14 protein-coding genes and 4 pseudogenes are annotated in these 19,223 nt (G+C 70.8%); 8 read left to right on the top strand and 10 right to left on the bottom strand.

Annotated features, from left to right (window positions below; all coding sequences use genetic code 11):
- Nucleotides 1-52 precede the first annotated feature (52 nt).
- Nucleotides 53-997 carry a LysR family transcriptional regulator gene (locus tag ACFYOY_RS12160; protein ID WP_351884525.1) on the bottom strand — a complete coding sequence of 315 codons (945 nt, stop codon included), beginning with the start codon at nucleotides 995-997 and terminating at the stop codon, nucleotides 53-55.
- 144 nt (nucleotides 998-1,141) lie between these two features.
- On the opposite strand from ACFYOY_RS12160, the gene ACFYOY_RS12155 reads away from it, so the two are divergent.
- Complete coding sequence (locus ACFYOY_RS12155; protein ID WP_351884528.1) at nucleotides 1,142-2,449, top strand: citrate:proton symporter; 1,308 nt, start codon at nucleotides 1,142-1,144, stop codon at nucleotides 2,447-2,449.
- Nucleotides 2,450-2,710: 261 nt separating this feature from the next.
- Here the strand turns inward: ACFYOY_RS12155 and ACFYOY_RS12150 are convergent, their stop codons facing one another.
- The 3 genes from ACFYOY_RS12150 to ACFYOY_RS12140 form a co-directional block, all read right to left on the bottom strand.
- Nucleotides 2,711-3,775 (bottom strand): zinc-dependent alcohol dehydrogenase family protein, encoded by a 1,065-nt coding sequence (locus tag ACFYOY_RS12150; RefSeq protein WP_388586380.1) that lies wholly within the window; start codon nucleotides 3,773-3,775, stop codon nucleotides 2,711-2,713.
- Between the two features lie 82 nt (nucleotides 3,776-3,857).
- Nucleotides 3,858-6,263 carry a GH92 family glycosyl hydrolase gene (locus tag ACFYOY_RS12145; protein ID WP_388586377.1) on the bottom strand — a complete coding sequence of 802 codons (2,406 nt, stop codon included), beginning with the start codon at nucleotides 6,261-6,263 and terminating at the stop codon, nucleotides 3,858-3,860.
- Between the two features lie 125 nt (nucleotides 6,264-6,388).
- Nucleotides 6,389-7,180, bottom strand: coding sequence for an SDR family NAD(P)-dependent oxidoreductase (locus ACFYOY_RS12140; RefSeq protein ID WP_351884537.1), 792 nt, complete (start codon nucleotides 7,178-7,180; stop codon nucleotides 6,389-6,391).
- Nucleotides 7,181-7,894: 714 nt separating this feature from the next.
- On the opposite strand from ACFYOY_RS12140, the gene ACFYOY_RS12135 reads away from it, so the two are divergent.
- Entirely contained in the window at nucleotides 7,895-8,158 is a 264-nt protein-coding gene (locus tag ACFYOY_RS12135) for an Ig-like domain-containing protein (RefSeq protein WP_351884540.1), read from the top strand.
- A gap of 114 nt (nucleotides 8,159-8,272) precedes the next feature.
- Here ACFYOY_RS12135 and ACFYOY_RS12130 read toward each other — a convergent pair whose 3' ends face one another.
- The 3 genes and pseudogenes from ACFYOY_RS12130 to ACFYOY_RS12120 all read right to left on the bottom strand — a co-directional run.
- Nucleotides 8,273-9,442 carry an amidohydrolase family protein gene (locus ACFYOY_RS12130; protein ID WP_211122092.1) on the bottom strand — a complete coding sequence of 390 codons (1,170 nt, stop codon included), beginning with the start codon at nucleotides 9,440-9,442 and terminating at the stop codon, nucleotides 8,273-8,275.
- Nucleotides 9,443-9,445: 3 nt separating this feature from the next.
- Nucleotides 9,446-10,804 carry a glutamine synthetase family protein gene (locus ACFYOY_RS12125; protein WP_351884543.1) on the bottom strand — a complete coding sequence of 453 codons (1,359 nt, stop codon included), beginning with the start codon at nucleotides 10,802-10,804 and terminating at the stop codon, nucleotides 9,446-9,448.
- Between the two features lie 231 nt (nucleotides 10,805-11,035).
- A pseudogene (locus ACFYOY_RS12120) lies at nucleotides 11,036-11,158 on the bottom strand (iron-siderophore ABC transporter substrate-binding protein); the annotation flags it as partial.
- An 8-nt stretch (nucleotides 11,159-11,166) separates the two neighbouring features.
- Between ACFYOY_RS12120 and ACFYOY_RS12115 the strand changes: the two are divergent.
- From ACFYOY_RS12115 to ACFYOY_RS12100, 4 genes and pseudogenes are all read left to right on the top strand, one after another.
- Nucleotides 11,167-11,271: pseudogene (locus ACFYOY_RS12115) on the top strand (FAD-dependent oxidoreductase); the annotation flags it as partial.
- A 221-nt stretch (nucleotides 11,272-11,492) separates the two neighbouring features.
- Entirely contained in the window at nucleotides 11,493-11,705 is a 213-nt protein-coding gene (locus ACFYOY_RS12110; RefSeq protein ID WP_388586372.1) for a hypothetical protein, read from the top strand.
- Nucleotides 11,706-11,720: 15 nt separating this feature from the next.
- Nucleotides 11,721-12,395, top strand: a pseudogene (locus ACFYOY_RS12105) (NAD(P)/FAD-dependent oxidoreductase); the annotation flags it as partial.
- Between the two features lie 27 nt (nucleotides 12,396-12,422).
- The gene (locus ACFYOY_RS12100; protein WP_351884549.1) at nucleotides 12,423-13,568 is read left to right on the top strand and encodes a glycoside hydrolase family 88 protein; all 1,146 of its coding nucleotides are present in this window, start codon (nucleotides 12,423-12,425) and stop codon (nucleotides 13,566-13,568) included.
- A 75-nt stretch (nucleotides 13,569-13,643) separates the two neighbouring features.
- Here ACFYOY_RS12100 and ACFYOY_RS12095 read toward each other — a convergent pair whose 3' ends face one another.
- From ACFYOY_RS12095 to ACFYOY_RS12085, 3 genes and pseudogenes are all read right to left on the bottom strand, one after another.
- Nucleotides 13,644-14,726: a PQQ-dependent sugar dehydrogenase gene (locus ACFYOY_RS12095; protein WP_351884552.1), complete on the bottom strand. Its 1,083-nt coding sequence runs from the start codon at nucleotides 14,724-14,726 to the stop codon at nucleotides 13,644-13,646.
- 11 nt (nucleotides 14,727-14,737) lie between these two features.
- Nucleotides 14,738-15,544 carry a hypothetical protein gene (locus ACFYOY_RS12090; RefSeq protein ID WP_351884555.1) on the bottom strand — a complete coding sequence of 269 codons (807 nt, stop codon included), beginning with the start codon at nucleotides 15,542-15,544 and terminating at the stop codon, nucleotides 14,738-14,740.
- Between the two features lie 90 nt (nucleotides 15,545-15,634).
- Nucleotides 15,635-16,855 (bottom strand): annotated as a pseudogene (locus tag ACFYOY_RS12085) (glycoside hydrolase family 27 protein); the annotation flags it as partial.
- 279 nt (nucleotides 16,856-17,134) lie between these two features.
- Here ACFYOY_RS12085 and ACFYOY_RS12080 point away from each other — a divergent pair.
- Both ACFYOY_RS12080 and pqqA read left to right on the top strand, forming a co-directional pair.
- A complete protein-coding gene (locus tag ACFYOY_RS12080) occupies nucleotides 17,135-18,928 on the top strand; it encodes a discoidin domain-containing protein (protein ID WP_388586368.1) in 1,794 nt (597 codons plus the stop codon).
- Between the two features lie 145 nt (nucleotides 18,929-19,073).
- Entirely contained in the window at nucleotides 19,074-19,217 is a 144-nt protein-coding gene (pqqA, locus tag ACFYOY_RS12075; protein WP_351884561.1) for a pyrroloquinoline quinone precursor peptide PqqA, read from the top strand.
- Nucleotides 19,218-19,223: the final 6 nt, after the last annotated feature.

Genomic DNA, 19,223 nt, shown 5'->3' with positions numbered 1-19,223 from the left:
CTCGCAAGGATGACGCAAGGACGCCGCACGGGCCGGGTGGCGCACCCGTGCCTCACCACGGCCCGTCGTCCGCCTCCTCCCACGCCACCCCCGCCGGCAGGGCATCGGCGGCGGAGCGGAACTCCTCCAGCTGGTCCAGGAAGCGGCGCGCCCCCGGCGGCAGGGTGCGGCGCGTCGGCAGGACGACGTACAGCCGGCGCTCCACCACCGGCCCCACCAGCGGGCGCCGCACCAGCCGACCCGGCACCACCAGCGGATGGACCAGGGCCGGCAGCGCGGAGACGCCGAGCCCGGCGGACACCAGCCCGCCCACCGTGGCCACGTTCGACGCCTCGGCCGTCGGGTTCGCCTCCATACCGGCCTGGGCGAAGGCCGCGTCGGTCATCCGGCGCACGCTGGAGTCGGTGCCCACCGCGAGAAACGGCTCCCGGCCCAGCTCCTCCCAGGTCACCTCCTCCCGCTCGGCCAGCGGATGGTGCTCCGGGAGCACCGCGTCGAAGCGGTCGCGCACCAGCGGCCGCAGCTGTATGCCCGGGGCACGCCGGGCCACCGTGCTGACCGCGAAGTCGGCGTCCCCGTCGACCACCCGCTCCAGCACCGAGCGTTCGAGCCCGTCCAGCAGCCGTACGGTCATCTCCGGGCGCCGTGCGCGGAAGGCGGAGATCACCGGCGGCAGCAGCACGGCCGCGACCGAGGGCAGGGTCGCCAGGGCCACCGCACCGCGTTCACCGGCCCCGTAGCGCCCCAGCTGGGCCAGGCCCGCGCGGTGCGCGGAGAGGATCTGGTCGGCGATCCGCAGCGCCTCGGCGCCCGCCGGGGTGAGCCGCACATTGCGGGTGTCCCGCTCCAGCAGCCGCATCCCCAGCGTCCGTTCCAGATCGGCGACCGCACGGCTCAGCGACGACTGGGACACATGCAGTTCGGCGGCGGCCGCGGTGAAGCTCACGGCGCGCGCGACCGCCGCGTACGCGGTCAGCTGGCGCAGGGTGACGTCCATGGTCCGTGAGCGTAGGCGCGGTCGCCGCGCGGCGGAACTGTTGCGCAGATCGCATGGATAGATCTGTGTTCAATGCTGGACGCGGATCTTTCCCCGCTCGGAAACTCTTCGGCAGCACCCGACCGGACGAGGAAGCGAGCGGCCATGCTGGCAGCACTGGGATTCTGCACGATCGGCGGCTTCCTGCTGCTGACCATGTTCAAACGGGTCTCCGTGCTGGTCGCCCTCGTTCTCACGCCCGTGGTCACCGCGGTCATCGGCGGATACGGCGACGACCTGGGCCCGATGGCGCTCGACGGGCTGTCCAAGGTCGCCCCGACCGGCATCATGATCGCCTTCGCGGTGCTCTACTTCAGCCTGATGATCGACGCGGGCCTCTTCGAACCGCTGATCCGCGGCATTCTGCGCGCCGCCAAGAACGACCCGGTACGGATCACCGTCGGCACCGCCGTGCTGACGGTGTGCGTCGGGCTCGACGGCGACGGCGCCTCGACCTTCCTCATCAGCATCTCCGCGATGCTCCCCGTCTATCAGCGGCTCGGGATGAGCCGGCTGGTGCTCGCCGGGGTCGTCGGCCTCGGCGCGGGCGTGATGAACATGATTCCGTGGGGCGGGCCGACGGCCCGTGCCGCCGCGGCCCTGAAGATCGACACGTCCGACATCATCACGCCGCTGCTGCCCGCCCTTGCCGCCGGAATCGCCTGGGTGCTCCTGGCCGCCTACCTCATCGGACGCCGTGAGCGGCGGCGGCTCGAAGCCCTCGAGCCCGCCCCACTGGCCGAGGTGGCGGTCGGGGACGGCCCCGGCACGCCCCGGGTCGCCGCCCGCTCCGGCCTCGCGCTCACCGCCTTCAACCTGCTGCTCACCGTGGCGCTGCTGGTCTGCCTGGTGCTGGAGGCCATGCCGCTGCCCGTGCTCTTCGTCTTCGCCTTCGTCCTCGCGCTGCTGGTCAACCACCCCCGCTGGGAGGACCAGCAGGAGCTGCTGGAGAAGCACGGCAAGAGCGTGGTGCTCGTCATCACCATGATCTTCGCGGCCGGGGTGTTCACCGGCATCCTCGGCGGCACGGGAATGATCGGGAAGATGGCCGAGGCGCTGGTCGACATCATCCCCGACGGGCTCGGCGGGCATCTGCCGGTGCTCGTGGCCGTCACCAGCATGCCGCTGAGCCTCGTCCTCACCCCGGACGCCTACTACTTCGGCGTTCTGCCGGTCCTCGCTGGGACCGCCGACGCCTTCGGCACCGACCACGCCGAGATCGCCCGCGCCGCCGTCCTCGGCCAGATGACCACCGGCTTCCCGCTGAGCCCGCTCACCGCCGCGACCTTCATCCTCCTCAGCATGAGCGGCGTCCAGCTCGGGGAGCACCAGCGCTTCCTCTTCCGCTGGGCCTTCGGCACCACGCTCGTGATGACCGCCGCCGCCCTCGCGACGGGCGCCGTGCCGCTCTGACCCGGACCGCCCACGCCTTTTGGAGGCTCGGTTCCCTCCGGGGCGCTCAAGCCTTCCCCAGCTACCGCTGGGAGGTGCCCGCTGTCGACGGTCGACCGTGCTCGGCCCCTTCGTTCCACAGGGGCCTGCGCGCGCTCTCCCTTTCGACAGCGACGCGCCCCTTCGGCTCACTCGCAGGAACCATCGCCGACCGTTCCGGCGGCGGGGGACGGGAGCCGGGGGACCAGCGGGACGGTGTGCGCGCCGTGCCCGGACGGGCCGTCAGTTTCCGGTCAGCGGCGGGCGGTGGGGTTCGATGACGGTGACCCCGCCCCTGGCCCCCGACGCCATCGTGGACAGCGCCTCCGGGACCGCGTCCAGCCCGATGACATCGGTGACCAGCAGATCCGGCCGCAGCGAACCGGCCTCGACCATCTCCATCATCGGGCCGTAGTCGTGGGCGGCCATGCCGTGGCTGCCCAGCAGGCGCAGCTCCTGCGCGATGACCCGGTCCATCGGGATCATCGGGGTCCCGGCGGCCGGTGGCAGCAGTCCGACCTGGACATGGCGGCCGTGGCGGCGCAGGCTCTTGATGGACGCCGCGCAGGTCCGCGGGGAGCCCAGCGCGTCGAGCGAGACATGGGCGCCGCCGCCCGTGGCGTCCGCGACCGCCTCCGCCACCGAGCCCAGCGTGGACGCCACGTCCACGCACACCGCCGCGCCGAACCGGGCCGCGAGGGCGAGCGCTTCCGGCGAGATGTCCACCGCCACCACCCGGGCCCCGGCCGCGGCGGCGATCATCACCGCGGACAGCCCCACCCCGCCGCAGCCGTGCACCGCGACCCATTCGCCCGGGGCGACCTGGCCCTGGGCGACGACGGCGCGGAAGGCGGTGGCAAAACGGCAGCCCAGACCGGCGGCCGTGGTGAACGACAGCTCGTTGCGTATCCCCACCAGATTCACATCGGCGTTCTCGATCGCGACGTATTCGGCGAACGAGCCCCAGTGGGTGAACCCCGGCTGCGTCTGCCGCTCGCACACCTGCTGGGCGCCTTCCGCACAGGCGGCGCAGCGGCCACAGGCGCATACGAACGGCACGGTGACCCGCTGCCCCGGGCGCCAGTTGAGGACGTCGGGACCGACCTCCTCGATCACCCCCGCCAGCTCGTGGCCGGGGACATGCGGCAGCCGGATGTCCGGGTCGTGCCCCATCCAGCCGTGCCAGTCGCTACGGCACAGCCCGGTCGCCTCGACGCGGATCACCACGCCGCGCGGGGAGGGAGCGGGGTCCTCGACGCTCCGGACCTCGGGCCGGCGCCCGAAGTCGTCGAACACCACAGCACGCATGGACACCCGCTCCCTCGCTCGACCACACCCCCAGGCCCGTGTGTCCAGGCGGGCCCTAGAACCTACACCACAACCGGCCGGTTCAGCCCTTGCGGGTGGCGCCCACCGACGGCGGCTCCGCGCCCGGGCCGGTGCCCCAGGACGACGGCTCCGTGGACAGCCGGTGGGCCAGCTTCCCGCCGTGGGCGACCTGGTCCCAGTCCAGCCAGGTCCGCGCCACCTGACGGCCGCCCAGCGAGACGCTGCGGACATACCGCTTGGCGTCGCTCGCGCCCGGTGCGGTGACCGTCAGCGTGCCGCCCTGCCGGGCGCCGTACCGCCCGATGCGGACCACGGCCGAGGCGAACTGCGGGCTGGACAGGGCGAGGAAGTCCCCGCCGCTCATCGTCGGGTACAGGCCCAGTGAGGAGAAGACGTACCAGGCCGACATCGTGCCGAGGTCGTCATTGCCGGTCATCCCGTCCGGCCCGGTGGTGAACAGGGTCATCGCCGCCCGCACCGCGGTCGCCGCCTTCGCGGGCGCGCCCGCCCACAGATACATGTACGGGGCGTGCAGATCGGGCTCGTTGTTGGGGTTGTAGGTGGGCTTGCCGTAGTAGTCGTACGGGGCGGAGATCCAGTCCTTGCGGGCCGTGCCCGCCGGGTCGGTGAGCAGCTTGTCGTAGGCGAAGAAGTCGTCGAGCCGTTTCTCGGCCGCGCGCCTGCCGCCCATCAGCTCCACCAGACCGGCCGGGTCCTGCGGCACCAGCCACTGGTACTGGTAGGCGCCGCCCTCATGGAACTGCTTGCCCGCCTCCACCGGGTCGTACGGGGTCACCCACGCTCCGTCGGCCGTGCGCGGCCGGAAGTGCCCGATCGATGGGTCCCACAGCGTACGGAAGGTCTGGCCGCGCTCGGCGAACATCCGGGCGTCGGCGCGGTGTCCGAGTCCGCGCGCCATCAGGGCGAGCGCGGCGTCCGCGGCGGAGTACTCCAGGGTGGCCGAGGCGGGGTGGACGCAGTCGTTGTCACCGCCCTTGTCGGCGCAGTCGGTGCCGAGCTTCAGCCCCGAGGGGACATAGCCCAGCTTGCGGTAATAGTCCATTCCGGAGCGGCCGTTGTAGGGCGAGTCGGCGGGCGGGGTGCTGGTCGCGTTCTTCTTCAGCAGCGCGTACGCCTCGTCCTCGTGCCCGGCGAGCAGCCCCTTGGACCACGCCTCGACGAGGAACGGGGTCACCGGGTCACCCGTCATGATGTTGGTCTCGCTGTTGGCCAGCGCCCAGCGCGGCAGCCAGCCGCCGTCCCGGCCGATGGCGACGACCGACAGCGCGACATCGCGGGCCACCCCCGGCTCCAGCAGCTCCAGCAGCTGGTTCTGCGGCCGGTAGGTGTCCCACAGCGAGAAGTTCTGGTACGGCGTATAGCCGGAGGCGGTGTGGGTCGCGCCGTCGAAACCGGTGTAGCGGCCGTCCACGTCGCCCGCCACATTGGGGTGCAGCTGGGCGTGGTACAGCGCGGTGTAGAAGGCGCGTTGCCGCTCCTCGGTGCCGCCGCCGACTCGGATCGCGTCGAGCTTCTTGCGCCAGGTGTCGTGCAGCGCGGTGCGGGTGGCGTCGAAGTCGTAGGAGTCGCCGGTCTCGGCCGCGAGGTTCTTCCGGGCGCCTTCCGGCCCGGTGTACGACAGCCCGACCTTGACCACGACATCCCGGTCCTGGGTCGTGTCGAAGCTGGCCCAGGCGCCGTTGCCGCCCTCTCCGGCCGCCTCGCGGGAGTCGGGGGAGGGGGTCGTGCCGCGCCAGGTGCCGTAGGAGGCGAAGGGGCGGTCGAAGGTGGCGGTGAAGTAGACGGTGTGCCGGTCCTTTCCGGCGCAGAAGTTCCCGGCCTCCACCCGGCCCTCGACGGTCCGGTCCCCGACCACGCGGATCTCGGAGTCGAAGACGTTCTGATTGGCCTTGCCGGTGTTGAACAGCACATTGGCCGCGCCGGTGGCCGGGAAGGTGTAGCGCTGCCAGCCGGTGCGCTGAGTCGCGGTCAGCTCGGCGTCGATGCCGTAGGTCTTCAGGCCCACCCGGTAGTAGCCCGGGGTGGCCTCCTCGTCGTCATGGCTGTAGGTGGAGCGGTAGTGCTCCGGGTCGACGTCGGTGACCGCGCCGGTCGTCGGCATGATGGGCAGCTCGCCAGCCACCCCGCAGCCGACGCCGGAGAGATGGGTCTGGCTGAAGCCGTGGATGGCGTTCTGGTCGTAGTCGTAGCCGCCCTGACCGCCGGTGTCCGGGCTGACCTGGACCATGCCGAACGGGGCGCTCGCGCCGGGGAAGGTGTTGCCGAAGTTCTCGGTGCCCACGAAGGGATGGACCAGCGAGGTGGGGTCGGCCGGAGGGCCCCCGGCGGCGGAGGCCGCCGCCGCCCCCGGCGGTCCCAGCAGACCGCCGCCCAGCAGCGCCGCCGTCAACACGCCCGCGACCGTGCCCGCTATGCGCGCACGGATTCCACCGATCAGCGACCGCATGGGACGCACCTCCGCTTGACAACGTTGTCCGACCAGGGTCGCGAAACTTTGGCATGGTGGCTGGGCGGTGTCAATGACCCGTGCGCGGACGGTCATTGACACCGCCCGCACATCAGGCCGTGGGGCTATCGCTTGCCGCGTTGCCCGTCGGCGAGCTGACGGGACGTCTCCCCGGCGCCCGCACTCCGCTGGGCCCGCTCGGCGAGGGTCGGGAACAGCCCGCCGAGGGCGCTGCCCAGGCGCAGCTCCAGCGGCGCCACGTTCACCTCGGCCCGGTTCCGCTCGATGGCCCGGATGGTCGCGGCCGCCACCCGGCGGCTGGAGATCGTGCGGACCCCGGTGGGGAGGGACGTGCCCGCGTCGGCGAACATCCCGGCGTCGCCCACGAATCCGGGCTGCACCAGCGAGACCCCCACCCCCGTGCCATGCAGGTCCTGCCGCAGCCCGAGGGCGAAGCCGCGCAGCCCGAACTTGGCCGCGTTGTAGAGCGCGGCGCCGGGGGAGGCCGTACGGCCCGACAGCGAGCCGATCATCACCAGCTGACCGGATCCCGAATCCACCATGCGCGGTGCCATCAGCCGCGACAGCAGCATCGGGGCGCGCAGATTGACGTCGAGGGCGCGGTCCAGCTCCTCGGGCCGGTAGTCCAGGACCGGGCCGCTGGAGGGCAGCGCGGCGTTGGCGATGAGGATCCGGGCGTCCGCCGCCTCCTCGACCAGGCGCTCCAGATCGGACCGTTCGGCCAGATCGGCGACGATCACCCGGCCGCCCAGCCGCTCGGCCAGCGGCCGCAGCACCTCCTCACGGCGCCCGGTGAGCAGCAGCTTGGCACCCTTGGCCGCGAGCGCGCGGGCCAGAGTCTGCCCGATGCCGCCCGTGGCCCCGGTGAGCAGGACGGTCGTGCCGTCGATCCGCATGCGATCTCCTCCGGTTACGGTCGAGTACGTTCCGGCACGGTACTGGGTATGCGCGCCGCGCCGGGCGGGGACCCCGTTCCCGTACGTGCGAGGCTCGCGGCGGCGTGTCACCGTCGCTCCGGTCGCCCGCCGCCGCCTCCGGGCGCACAGGGGTTGGAGCCCCGGTCGGCCGCCGGGCGGGCTGGGGTTGGTTCGCTTCGGCGCGGCGGCCGACCTCCTGGCCACCAGCCTGCCCGCAACCCGCCCGACAAGCCGAAACGGCCCACCGGAAGAACCGACGGGCCGTCACGAAACGTCGAGGCCGGCGCCTGCCGCTCTTACCGGCCGTTGTGGTCCCGCCCCAGGGAATCGGTGGGGCGGGACCGGGTGCTCCCTGCGTACGCGGTGCCCCGACCGTGCGGGACGCGCACCGCACGGGACGGGCGGTGCGCGCGGGGACGTCCGTCGAGCGCTGCGCCGTACGGGGTAATTCGGGCGCCTTACTCTGGCGTCGACCGTGAGTCGCGCGCCTACTGGTGCTATAGACCGGTGGGTTCCACCTCCGCCGGCGGACGGTGACGCGGGCAACCCTCCAGCGGGCACGACTCGGCGTCGATCTCCGTACGTGTACATCCCCTGGCCCCCGATGCGCCCCCGCGCGCTGATCAGGCGTCGCAGGGCGAGCAACGGCCCACCGAACCACACCATTCGGAGGGCCCCTCATGGCTTCCCACGGTGGGAGAGACGGTCAGCTACATCGCCTTCGTGGAAGCCGTGCCCCCGGGAGCGGGCGTCCCCACCGGCAACGTCGGCACCGGCATCGACAAGGATGGCACCACCGTCTTCGGCGCAACCGTGGCCCTGGACGGCAACGGCTTCACCCTCTTCACCATCAACAACTTTCCAGCCGGTGAGTACACCGTCTGCAGCCAGTACGAAGGAGATACCAACTTCAACCAGTCGCCGTTCGACACCGTCCTGCACACCATCAATCCGTGACCCACACACCCTCCGCCTTGCGATGCTCCCCACCTACCGCTGGGAGGTGCCCCCTGCACCAGACGCCGCGGGACAGCCGCTGATGTCACAGGAGCGAAGATCCGCCGGACATGCCTAGCCTTCGCGGGGAGCCGGGGTGCCGAGGCCATAGACGCGGCGGGCGTTGTCCGCGCCCAGCAGCGCCGCCACCCGGCGGGCGTCGCGGCGCGACCAGGCGCCCTCCGCGACCCAGTGGGTCAGCAGCCCGGTCAGCGCCTCCCGGAAGAGCCGCGCCCCCACCACATACAGTTCGGGCAGCCCGTAGGCATCGGTCGAGAAGAGCACCTTGCCGAACGGGGCCAGTTCCAGCATCTCGGCGAGCACGGCCCCGGCCCGCGCCCCGGTGTGCGACAGGGCCAGTCCCACATCGGCGTAGACATGCGGGAAGACGGCGGCCAGATAGGCGGCGCCGCGGTGGTACGGATAGCCGTGCAGCAGGATCAGCGTGCAGCCCGTGGGGCGCACCGCGCGGATGAAGTCGGTGAGGGCCAGCGGATCGCAGCGGTCCAGCCGCAGATCGGGATCGCCGAAGCCGGTGTGCAGTTGCAGCGGCAGCCCGGTGTACGCCGCCGACCACAGCAGATGGCGCAGCAGCACGGGGTCGGTGACCCGGGCGGCGGCGGTGCCGCCCTGACCGCGCCGGGCGAGCCAGTGCTCGGCGGCGGTGTGGACGGCGCCGGGGCCCGGCGGATCCGGCTCGAAGTCCAGCCCATAGCGGTAGGCGGCCACCGACTTGAAACCGGCCGCCGTACGGGCCGCTTCCCGGATCCCGTCCGCCACCCCGGCCAGGAAGTCGTCGGCGGTCAGCGAGGTGTCGGCGATCCGCTCCGCCAACTGCTCCAGACGGACGATCTCATGAGCGGTGCCGCCCGCCGCGAGGGCCAATTCCTGAGGGGTGGTCAGGTTGCCCGGCAGCCCGGTGTCCACCAGGAACTCGCTGATCCCGGTGGAGCTCAGCAGCCGCCGGGTCACCTCCCGCGCGCCCAACTCGCGCCGCCGGGCGAGGTAGTGGGCGGGCGGGCAGTGCGGCTCGAGGCCCAGGAGCGGCGGACACCAGCGGCGCACCGCGAACCCCAGCTGGCTGTCGAAGAAGGTGGTGCCGAGCGCGGCGGGCGCGTCGGATTCGGTCAGGAACGCCTCGAACGCGGCCGAGCTCAGCTCGGAGCGGACCACCCCATGGCAGTGGTGGTCGACCAGAGGCGGCAGCGGCGGCTCGGTCGGATCCGTCTGCTCGGCGGCCTCCATCGGTCAGTACCGCCTCCGGGTCGCGACGGCGATCTCCCCCGGGGACGACTTCTCGAACAGGGCGGCCTCCGCCCGGCGCACCGCGGCGATCGACTCGAAGAGCGGATCGCCCAGCGCCTCGCGCAGCACCGTCGAGTCCTCGAAGTGCTCCAGCGCCGTCAGCAGCGAGGTGGGCAGCCGCCGCTCGCGCCCCTCGACCGCGGGGTCCCCGGAGACGGGTGGCGGCAGGGAGAGCCCGGAGTCCATCCCGCCGAGGCCCGCGGCGATGACCGCGCCCGCCACCAGATAGGGATTGGCCGCCGGGTCGAAGGACTTGATCTCGGCGTTGGCCGCTCCCGGGTCGTCCGGTGCGCCGGTGATGAAGCGCACCGCGGCCTCGCGGTTCTCCAGGCCCCAGCACTGGTACGCCCCGGCCCAGCGGGAGGGTTCGAGGCGGAGGTAGCTCGCGGGGGAGGGGGCGCCGATGGCGAGCAGGGCGGGCAGTTCGCGCAGCACCCCGGCGAGGAACGCCTCGGCCGATGCCGTCATGCCGTGCGGCCCGTCGCCGTCCCGGCACAGATTGCGGTCCCCCTGCCACAGGCTCACATGGACATGCGCGCCGTTGCCGACCCCGCCCGGGTCCACCACCGGGCCGAACATCGGGTTGAGCCCGGCGCGCCCGGAGCACGCCCGGATCGTCTCCCGCACCAGCACGGCGAGATCGGCGGCGCCGACCGGGTCGGTGGGCGCCAGGGACACCTCGAACTGCCCGGGGGAGTACTCCGGGTGGAGCTGAAGCACCTCGGTCTGCTGCGCGTCCAGCGCCCCGAGCAGATCGGCGAGGTAGTCGGCGAGGTCGGCCACGCGCGCCATGCCGTAGGCGGGACCGGCGGAGGGGTAGCGCGGCGGGTCCTGGTCCGGGTCGCCGGTGGTGACGACCCACTCGGTCTCGAACCCCATGCGTACGCTCAGCCCCCGCTCGCGCGCCCGCTCGGCCATCCGCCGGGCGAACAGCCGCTGGCAGACGGGGTGCGCCCGGCCCTGCTGGTCGTACCGGTCGACCGGGGCCCAGGCCCAGCCGGGCTGGGCGGCCAGCGGGATGAGCCGGTCCAGGTCGGGGATGAGCCGCAGATCCCCGTCGGGGCCGCCGATATGGCGGCTGGTGGTCATGGAGTCGTCCACGAGAAAGACGTCGAAGACGGGGGACATCCCGACCCCGCGCCGCGCGGCATGGGGCAGCCGCGTGGTGGGCACGGACTTCGCCCGGGTCACCCCCGCGTTGTCCACCCAGGTCAGCGCGATGCCCTGGATTCCGCTCGCGGTGAGCCGCTCGGCCTCCTGCCGAGCCCGTGCGTATGCCTGCTCGCGATCGCCGGTCCCCATGGGCGCCTCCTCAGCCACGTCCTGTACGCCGAGACTATTGCCTGAGGACGGTCTTGTGGTGACGCATTGTCCCGATCGCATACGGGGTGTGACGGTGGCTTATGCCGGTCGGAGGTTGACACGGCCGACCGGGGCGTCGAGGGGCCCGGCCCGCCGGTCGGGGGTTCGGTTTCGGCCATGGGGGACGCCCGTGGCACCGCCCGAGGTATCCGATGTCACCGCCCGAAGTGCTCATGTCAGCGTCTTGCTGACCACGGTCGGGGCGATGGCGGACAGGGTGGAGTGGAGATTGCCCTGGGTGCTGTTGACCAGGATCAGATCGGGCTTGGCGGCGGCCAGCTTCTCCATGTTGGGGGAGGTGCCTGACCTGTGCCCACTACCTCAGCGCCGCCGGGCTGCGGGTCACCGTCCTCGAACGCGACCGGCTGGGCAGCGGCGCCTCCCGCGGCAACGCCGGGGAGGTCTGCCCAGACCTGGTCGAACCGCTGGCCGCGCCCGGTGTCATCGGTACGGCGCTGCGCGGCTTGCACCGCCCGGACAGCGCCCTTGCCATCCACCCCCCCCGGCCGGTGCCGGACTGCTGGGGTTCCTGGTCCGGTTCGGGCTGCGGGCCACCTCGCGCCACTACGCGTGCGGGGCCGCCGCCCTCGGCGCGCTCGCGAGCGGCACCTTCGGGCTCTTCGAGGAGTTGGAGGCGGCCGGTGTCGACGGGGAGGCGCACAAGGACGGCTTCCTGTTCGCCTTCCCCTCCCGCGAGTACGCCGCCGAGGCGCTGGCCGCCTTCCGCCCGCTGGACGCCCCCATCGCGCCCGGCGGGGTGCTGGAGGGGACCCGGCTCGCGGAGGCGGAGCCCTCGCTCACCGACGGCGCGCGGGCGGGGTTCGTGGTGGAGCGCCAGTGATCACTCGACCCCTCGCTCTTCGTGGACCGGCTCGCCGAGCGGCTGCGAGGCCAGGGCGTCGAACTGATCGAGGGCGCCCGGGTGTCGGCCGTCACGGACCGGGGCGGCCGCACCGAGGTGCGCACCTCGGCCGGGACGTACCGGAGCGACGCGGTGGTCATCGCCGGGGGCATCTGGCCGCGTGAGCTGGTCCGCGGGCTCGGCCTGGACGTCGACCTGGTGGCGGGCAAGGGGTACAGCTTCTCCGTGGCGGCCGAACCGCCGCCCTCCCGCCTGGTCCACCTCGGCGCGGCCAAGGTGGTGCTCACTGCGATGGGCAAGCGGGTCCGGGTCGCCGGGACGATGGAGTTCGAGCGCGACGCCGACCGGTTCCGGCAGCGGCGCATCGAGGCCATCGTCGCCGCCGCGCGCCCGTATCTGCGCCATGCCGACTGGGACGACCGCCGGGAGGAGTGGGTGGGGCCGCGGCCCATGACCCCCGACGGGCTGCCGCTGATCGGCCCGGTACCCGGCCATCCCCGGGTACTGCTGGCGACCGGTCACAACATGCTGGGGCTGATGCTCCCGCCCGCCACCGGCCGGCTGGTGGCCGGACTACTGACGGGTACGGCGGATTCTCGACTTTCCTCCGCTTTTGCTCCGGTACGGAACGTTCGCCGATATTCTTGGCGTGTACATGGCGCTCGGTAGAGCGCCCTGACACCCAAGGAGATTCCAGTGATCAGTCGCAGAACCCTGCTCACGAGCACACTGGGCATCACCGGCGGCCTTCTCCTCCCGACGGCGGGCGCCGGTGCGGCGCCCGCCGACTGGTCCCGGGCGGTGGTGGACTCCACCATCGCCCGCTACCCCGACCCCGCGTCGCTCGGCGGCTGGGGCTACACCCGGGGGCTGTTCCTGCTCGGCGCCCACCGCGTCTACCAGCGGGTCAAGGAGCCCTCGTACCTGGCGTACATCAAGCGCTGGGTGGACAACTTCGTCGACGCCGACGGCCATATGAGCCGGACCTTCGACAACCTCGACGCGATGCAGTCCGGCAATCTGCTGCTGGTCCTCCATCAGGAGACCGGCGACCCCCGCTACCGGACCGCCGCCGACCAGATCCGGGACCGGATCACCACCTATCCGCGCACCGCCGACGGCGGGATGTGGCACGCCACCGGCAAGACCAACGAACTGTGGGGCGACGGCGTCTTCATGGCCCAGCCCTTCCTGCTGCGCTACGGCATCGCCTACGGCGACCAGGCGTACGCATACGAGGAGGTCACCAGGAACCTCTCGGTGTACTTCCGTCACCTCAAGGCGTCCAACGGGCTGCTCTACCACGCCTTTGACGCCGACGGGGACGCCCCGTGGAAGCCCGATCCCACCACCGGCACCTCCGGCTACTTCTGGGCACGGGCCATCGGCTGGACCGCGATGACCCATGTGGAGGTGCTGGAAATGCTCCCCGCAAACCACCCGCGCCGCGCCGAACTGATCGGTAACGTTCGGCATTTGGCGAAGGGCTTCGCGCGCTACCAGGACCCGGCCACCGGCCGCTGGTTCCAGGTCGTCGACAAGGCGAGCGACCCCGGCAACTGGACCGAGACCTCCGCCTCCAGCATGTACACCCTGATGCTGCACGCGGCCCTGAAACACGGCTGGATCAGCGGCGGCAGCTACGCCTCGGCGGCGCGCAGGGGCTATCAGGGCGTGCTGCGGAAGGTGTCGGTCGGCTCCGACGGGCTGACGAACATCTCCGACATCAGCGAGGGCACCAACGTCGGAGACCTGGCCTACTACCTCAACCGGCCGCGCAATACGAACGACCTTCACGGTCTGGGCGCCTTCCTGCTCATGAACGAGCGGCTCGCACACTGACACGGACGCACGGGCGCGACATGGACGTACGGGCACGGTCCGCGGACCGCGCCCGTACGCTCATCCGCGAAGGCGCTACTTCAACTCGACCTGGAACACCTTGTCCGCACCGTCCGGCTCCCCGCCGTTGTTGTCGGCGTTGGTCGTGGACAGCCACAGCGTGTTCTTGCCCGGCACGGTCTCCACGGTGCGCAGCCGCCCGTAGGAGCTGGTGTAGTACGCCTTGGGGGTGCCCGCGCTCGTCCCGTCCACCGGGATCCGCCACAGCCGCTCACCGCGCAGCGCCGCCATGTACATCGCGCCGTCGGCGTAGGTGACCCCGCTGGGCGAGGCGTCGCCGGTCGGCCACTGGCGCTTGGGGCTGGTCATCCCCGAGGTGGAGCACTCGCCCTCGCAGATCGGCCAGCCGTAGTTCTTGCCCGCTTCGATGAGGTTGAGCTCGTCGTACTTGCTGTTGCCGAACTCGGCCTCCCACAGCCTCCCTTGCGGATCCCAGGTGATGCCCTGCGGATTGCGGTGGCCGTAGGAGTAGACGAGCGTGCCGAACGGATTGCCCGGTGCGGGCTTGCCGTCCGTGGTCATCCGGAGGATCTTGCCGTTGAGGGAGTTCTTGTCCTGGGCGAGATCGGGGGTCTGGGCCTCCCCGGTGGTGGCGTACAGATAGCCGTCCGGGCCGAACTTCAGGCGTCCGCCGTTGTGGTACTTGTTCTTCTTGATGCCGGTGACGAGCGCCTTGTAGCCGCTGAGCGAGGAGCCGTCGTAGGTCATCCGGGCGATGCGGTTGCCGTCGGAGGCGGTGTGCATCAGATAGACGGCGTGGTCGCTGTTCCAGTTCGGGGAGACCGCGATGCCCATCAGTCCGCCCTCACCGCCGGTGGTCACCACATTGGGCACCGTGCCCACCTGGGTCCTGGTGCCCGACTGGGTGAGCTTGTAGACGTCGAACGAATCGCGCTCGGTGACCAGGGCCGAGCCGTCGGGCAGCCAGCTGAGCCCCCAGGGGATCGACCAGCCGGACGAGACGGTCTTGATGTCCGAGGGAGCCGAGTCGGCCGCCGAGGTCGCGGCGCTGCCGGTGCCGGTCTGGGTGAGCAGCAGTCCCGCGGTGAGTGCGGTGGTGGCGGCCGCGGCCACCAGGGTGTTCCGATAGCTCTTCATCGCGCGCCCTCCTACTGGAGCTTGTATGCCGTGAAGTTCCGGGTGAGCAGGTAGGTGGTCTGGAGGCCGGTGCTGTTCAGGCTCCGGTAGATGCCCCACTTGGGCCGCAGATAGTTCTTGCCGCGCCACAGGTCCAGGCCGGTGCGCTTGTACGAGGCGACCTTTTTGCCGTCGGTGGTCACCGACCAGTCCGCGTACGCGCCCGAGTCGGCCGCCTTGACCTCGACCGACACATCGCTCCACGTGCCCTGGATCGGCTTCATGTCGGCGGCCCCGGCCTCGGTGAGGTTGTCGTCGTCGTCCGACGTCCGGATCTCGACCTTCGGGCCGTCGCTGTGCTGATGCAGCGACATGGTGAACAGCGGGGCGGCCACGTCCCCCACCTTGATCTGCATGATGTGGGTGAAGCTGGTGGTCGCGTCGAGGGTGTCCGGCACATACATCTGGTACTGGATCCGCCAGGTCTCGTTCTTGAGGATCTTGACGGCGGAGCCGTTCTGCTCCATGCCCCTGACCTCTTGGCGCTGGCGGTCGGTGCTGGTGTCGACGTCCTTGGGGTAGTGGATGTCGGTACGGAAACCGCCCTGGTAGGGGTAGATATGGGTGACACCGGGATGGGAGTCGGCGCGGTCGTCCTCGGCGCCCTCGAAGGCGTCGGCGACGCTCGCCCCCGATGCGGGGTTCCACTTCAGACTCCAGGACGCGGCCGGCGCCTGAGGGGACCGCTCGGCACCGTAGGCGACCGCGGCCGGGGCGATCAGCGCGGCCGTCGCCGCGAGAGCGAGGGCGGTGCGCGGTAAGAGCGGTGAACGCTCCATCAAGGATTCTCCTGTCTGATCCTTGTTCACATGGGGGGACTGTAAGGAAGGCTTCCTAACGCGTCAACAGGTCGGCCACGGTCAGCCACGGGAGACCCGGTAGACGACCGTGCCGTGCGCGGGCACCGATGCGCTGATCGAGCCGCTCGTGGTGGAGGTGGCTTTCGACCACAGGTCCTTCAGGCGGTACGAGGGCGAGCCGCCGAGGCCGATCGCGCTCGCCGTCGTCGAGATCGTCTTGCTGGACGAGTTCTCGTTGAGCAGCGCCACCGCGCGATCGCCGTTCGCCAGTTGCTTGGTGTACGCGGTCTTCCCGCCGCTGGAGGAGACAATGGTGGCCTGCTTGCCCAGAGTGTCCTGGTCGAGCGCGATGATGTCGGTGTTCTTCAGGATCGACTGGGTGGTCGCGGAGGCGTTCCGGATGTCGCTGCCGATCAGCAGCGGCGCCGCCATCATCGCCCACAGGCTGAAGTGGGTGCGGTACTCGGTGGCCGTCATCCCGCCGTTGCCGACCTCCAGCATGTCGGGGTCGTTCCAGTGGCCGGGGCCCGCGTACTGCGCCAGATCCTCGTTGATGTGCAGCTTGTCGATCATGCTGGACCACTTGTCGCTGATGTCGCCGGTGGTGCGCCATGAGTTGCCGACCGGCTCGCCCCAGGTCCATACCTTGGGAGTGGTCTGGCCCCATTCGCACAGCGAGTACAGGATCGGGCGGCCGGTGGCGGCGAGCGCGTCGCGCATGGCCTTGTAGCGCTTCTGGGCGTCGACGCCCTGGTTGTTGCAGTTGTCGTACTTGAGGTAGTCCACGCCCCAGGACGCGAACTGCTTGGCGTCCTGCTTCTCGTGGTCCAGCCCGCCCGGGAAGCCGTTCGCCGCGTTGCAGGTCTTGGTGCCGGCGCTGGTGTAGATCCCGAACTTCAGCCCCTTGGCGTGCACATAGTCCGCCACGGCCTTGATGCCGTTCGGGAAGCGGGTGCGATGGGGCACCAGATTGCCGCTCGCGTCCCGGTTCGGCTCGGCCCAGCAGTCGTCGATGTTGACGTAGGTGTAGCCCACGTCCTTGAGGCCGAGTGAGATGAACGCGTCGGCCACGCCTTTGACCATGGACTCGTTGAACGAGGCGTCGCAGTGTGTGGCGTTCCAGTTGTTGAAGCCCATCGGGGGCGTACGGGCCAGGCCGTTGTCCAGCGCGAGGGCATGCGGCACCGCGGTGGTGAGACTCACGGTGAGGGCGCCGGCGGCGACCGTGGTGGCCGCGGTGACGGCCGCGAGGCAGGAGCGAAGACCGCGTGATCGTGTGGATCTTTGCATGATCATCTCCTTTGAGCGCGGACAGTGCATCGCGGAAGGTAGGAGGTGTGGTGCGATGAGTCAAGGAATGGTGTGGACCAAGGGGCCGGTGGCGTGGGGGCCGGTCGGCGGAAAGTGTCCATCTACCAGCGGATTCCGCTTGATCCTTGGCGTCGCACAGGGAATGTACAGCGGGAGAGGTCGGAGGATTTTTGACGCACGCTTCTTGACCGAACCCCAACAGCCGGTGACGCTGCAACAGAACGGCACATGACCGTACGCCCCCGAGAAGGAGCCCTCATGGGCCGCAGATCGCGCCGGCGCCTCGGCGCCTGGCCGGCAGCCGTGCTGTCGGTCGTCGCCACCCTCGCCCTGACCGGCCCCGCCCCGGCGCGGGCCGATGTGGTCAATCCCCGTCAGCAGTGGCTGCGCGACTCCCAGGCGGGCCTCTTCCTGCACTGGGGCATGCGCACCTCGCCCGGTTACACCAGCTGCTCCGCCTGGGAGAAGGTGGTCACCGACGGCGGCTGGAAGGCCGACTACTGGGTGGCCGAGGCCAAGCGGCTGCACGCCTCCTACCTGGTGCTGGCCTCCTTCCACAGCCGTCTGGGCTACGCGCGGGCCTGGCCGTCCGCCGTCCCCGGAAGCTGCTCCACCCGGCGGGACTTCCTCGGCGAGCTGATCGACGCGGCGAACGCCCAGGGTCTGAAGGTCATGCTCTATATGACCGACGACCCGCAGTGGCATGCCGAGGGCGGCCATGAATGGCTCGACTCGGCGGCCTACTCGGCCTACAAGGGCCGTGACGTCGACCTGACCACGCGCGACGGCTTCGGCGAGTACTCCTACGACAACTTCGTGGAAGTGATGCGGAAGTACCCGAAGTTGTCCGGGTTCTGGATCGACAACGACAACGACTACTGGATCGACCACGGGCTCTACGAGAAGATCCGTGCCGACCGTCCCGGCTGGCTGCTGAGCAACAACAACGAAGACACGCCGATGATGGACACGGTCAGCAATGAGCAGAAGACCGGGATGACCCCGGCCTATGACTATCCCCAGGCCATCTGGACCCCGCAGCCCCGGCTCACCGAAGCCTGCTTCAAGCTGCCCAGCAGTGGGGCCTGGTGGTACAGCGGCACCGACTCGGCGGTGGACCATGGACTCACCCTCGGCCGGCTGATCAGCAACTCCGGATCCTCCGTCAAATCGCTCATGGCAGAAACCGCCCAGGTGAACGGGCGGTTCCCGAGCAAGCAGGAAGCCTTCAACGACTACGCCAAGACCTATCTCGACAGGATCTGGGGGTCGCTGGGCGGCACCGAGGGGGGTGGCTACTCCTATGGCGGACTGCAGCCCGGCGCCTGGAACGACGGCGCCCACGGGGTGACCACGGTGAGCAAGACCGACCCCGATCGCCACTTCGTCCACGTCCTCACCAGGCCCTCGGGTTCCACACTGACCGTGCGGGACAACGGCTACAAGGCGACCGGCGTCACCGACTTCCGTACCGGCAAGAAGCTGAACTTCCGCCAGAGCGACGGCAGGATCACCATCTCCGGCATCACCGGCTGGGATCCGTACGACACCGTCCTCGCGGTCCGCACCGACGGCCGCCAGGGTGTCGTTCCGGCCAGTTCGGTCACCGCGAGCGCCAGTGTCTCCGCGAGCGGCCACCCCGCCTCCGCCGTGCTCGACGGCGACCCCGGGACCTACTGGGACAACGCCACCACCCTGCCCGCCTCGGTCACCTTCGATCTGCGGTCCGCCAAGAACCTCCGCTATCTGGCGGTGAACCAGCGGGAGTGGTCGGTCTCCTACGCCCGCTCCGACACCGAGCAGTCCGCCCGCATCCGCGACTACCAGGTGCAGGTCTCCGTCGACGGCCGCGACTGGGGCGGCCCGGTGGCGAGCGGAACGCTGCCCAGCGCCCGCGGGGTGGCGTTCATCGACATCCCCGCCACCACCAAGCGCTATGTCCGGCTCACGGTGAACAGCACCTGGGCGGCGTCCACCGACACCAAGCACTACCGCAAGCTGCTGCTCGACGAGGTGCGCATCGGAACCGCCTACCCCAGCAGCGGCTCATGACCCCGTCCCCGACGACGACGCCATCGACCACCGCGGACGACAGCACCACCCTCGACGGCGGGGCGTTGCGGATCCGGACCGCCGACCGACGGTCCGTCCCGTCCCGTTGACCAATCCCCACCCAGATGGAAGGCAGGTCGAAACCATGAACGACACCACACCGCACACGGCACCCGAGGCGACGGACCGGACCCGTACGGACGCCGGGGAAACCGCCTGGCAGGCGCCCGACTACGTGGTCGTGGAGACCGCGCTGGAGGTCACCGCCTACTCGCTGAACGCCCGCTGAGCTCCC

This window comes from Streptomyces sp. NPDC007875 (genome assembly GCF_042868035.1).
GTDB lineage: Bacteria > Actinomycetota > Actinomycetes > Streptomycetales > Streptomycetaceae > Streptomyces > Streptomyces antimycoticus.
The sequence above is the reverse complement of the archived record's forward strand: the minus strand, read 5'-3'. Positions and strand labels throughout refer to the sequence as shown.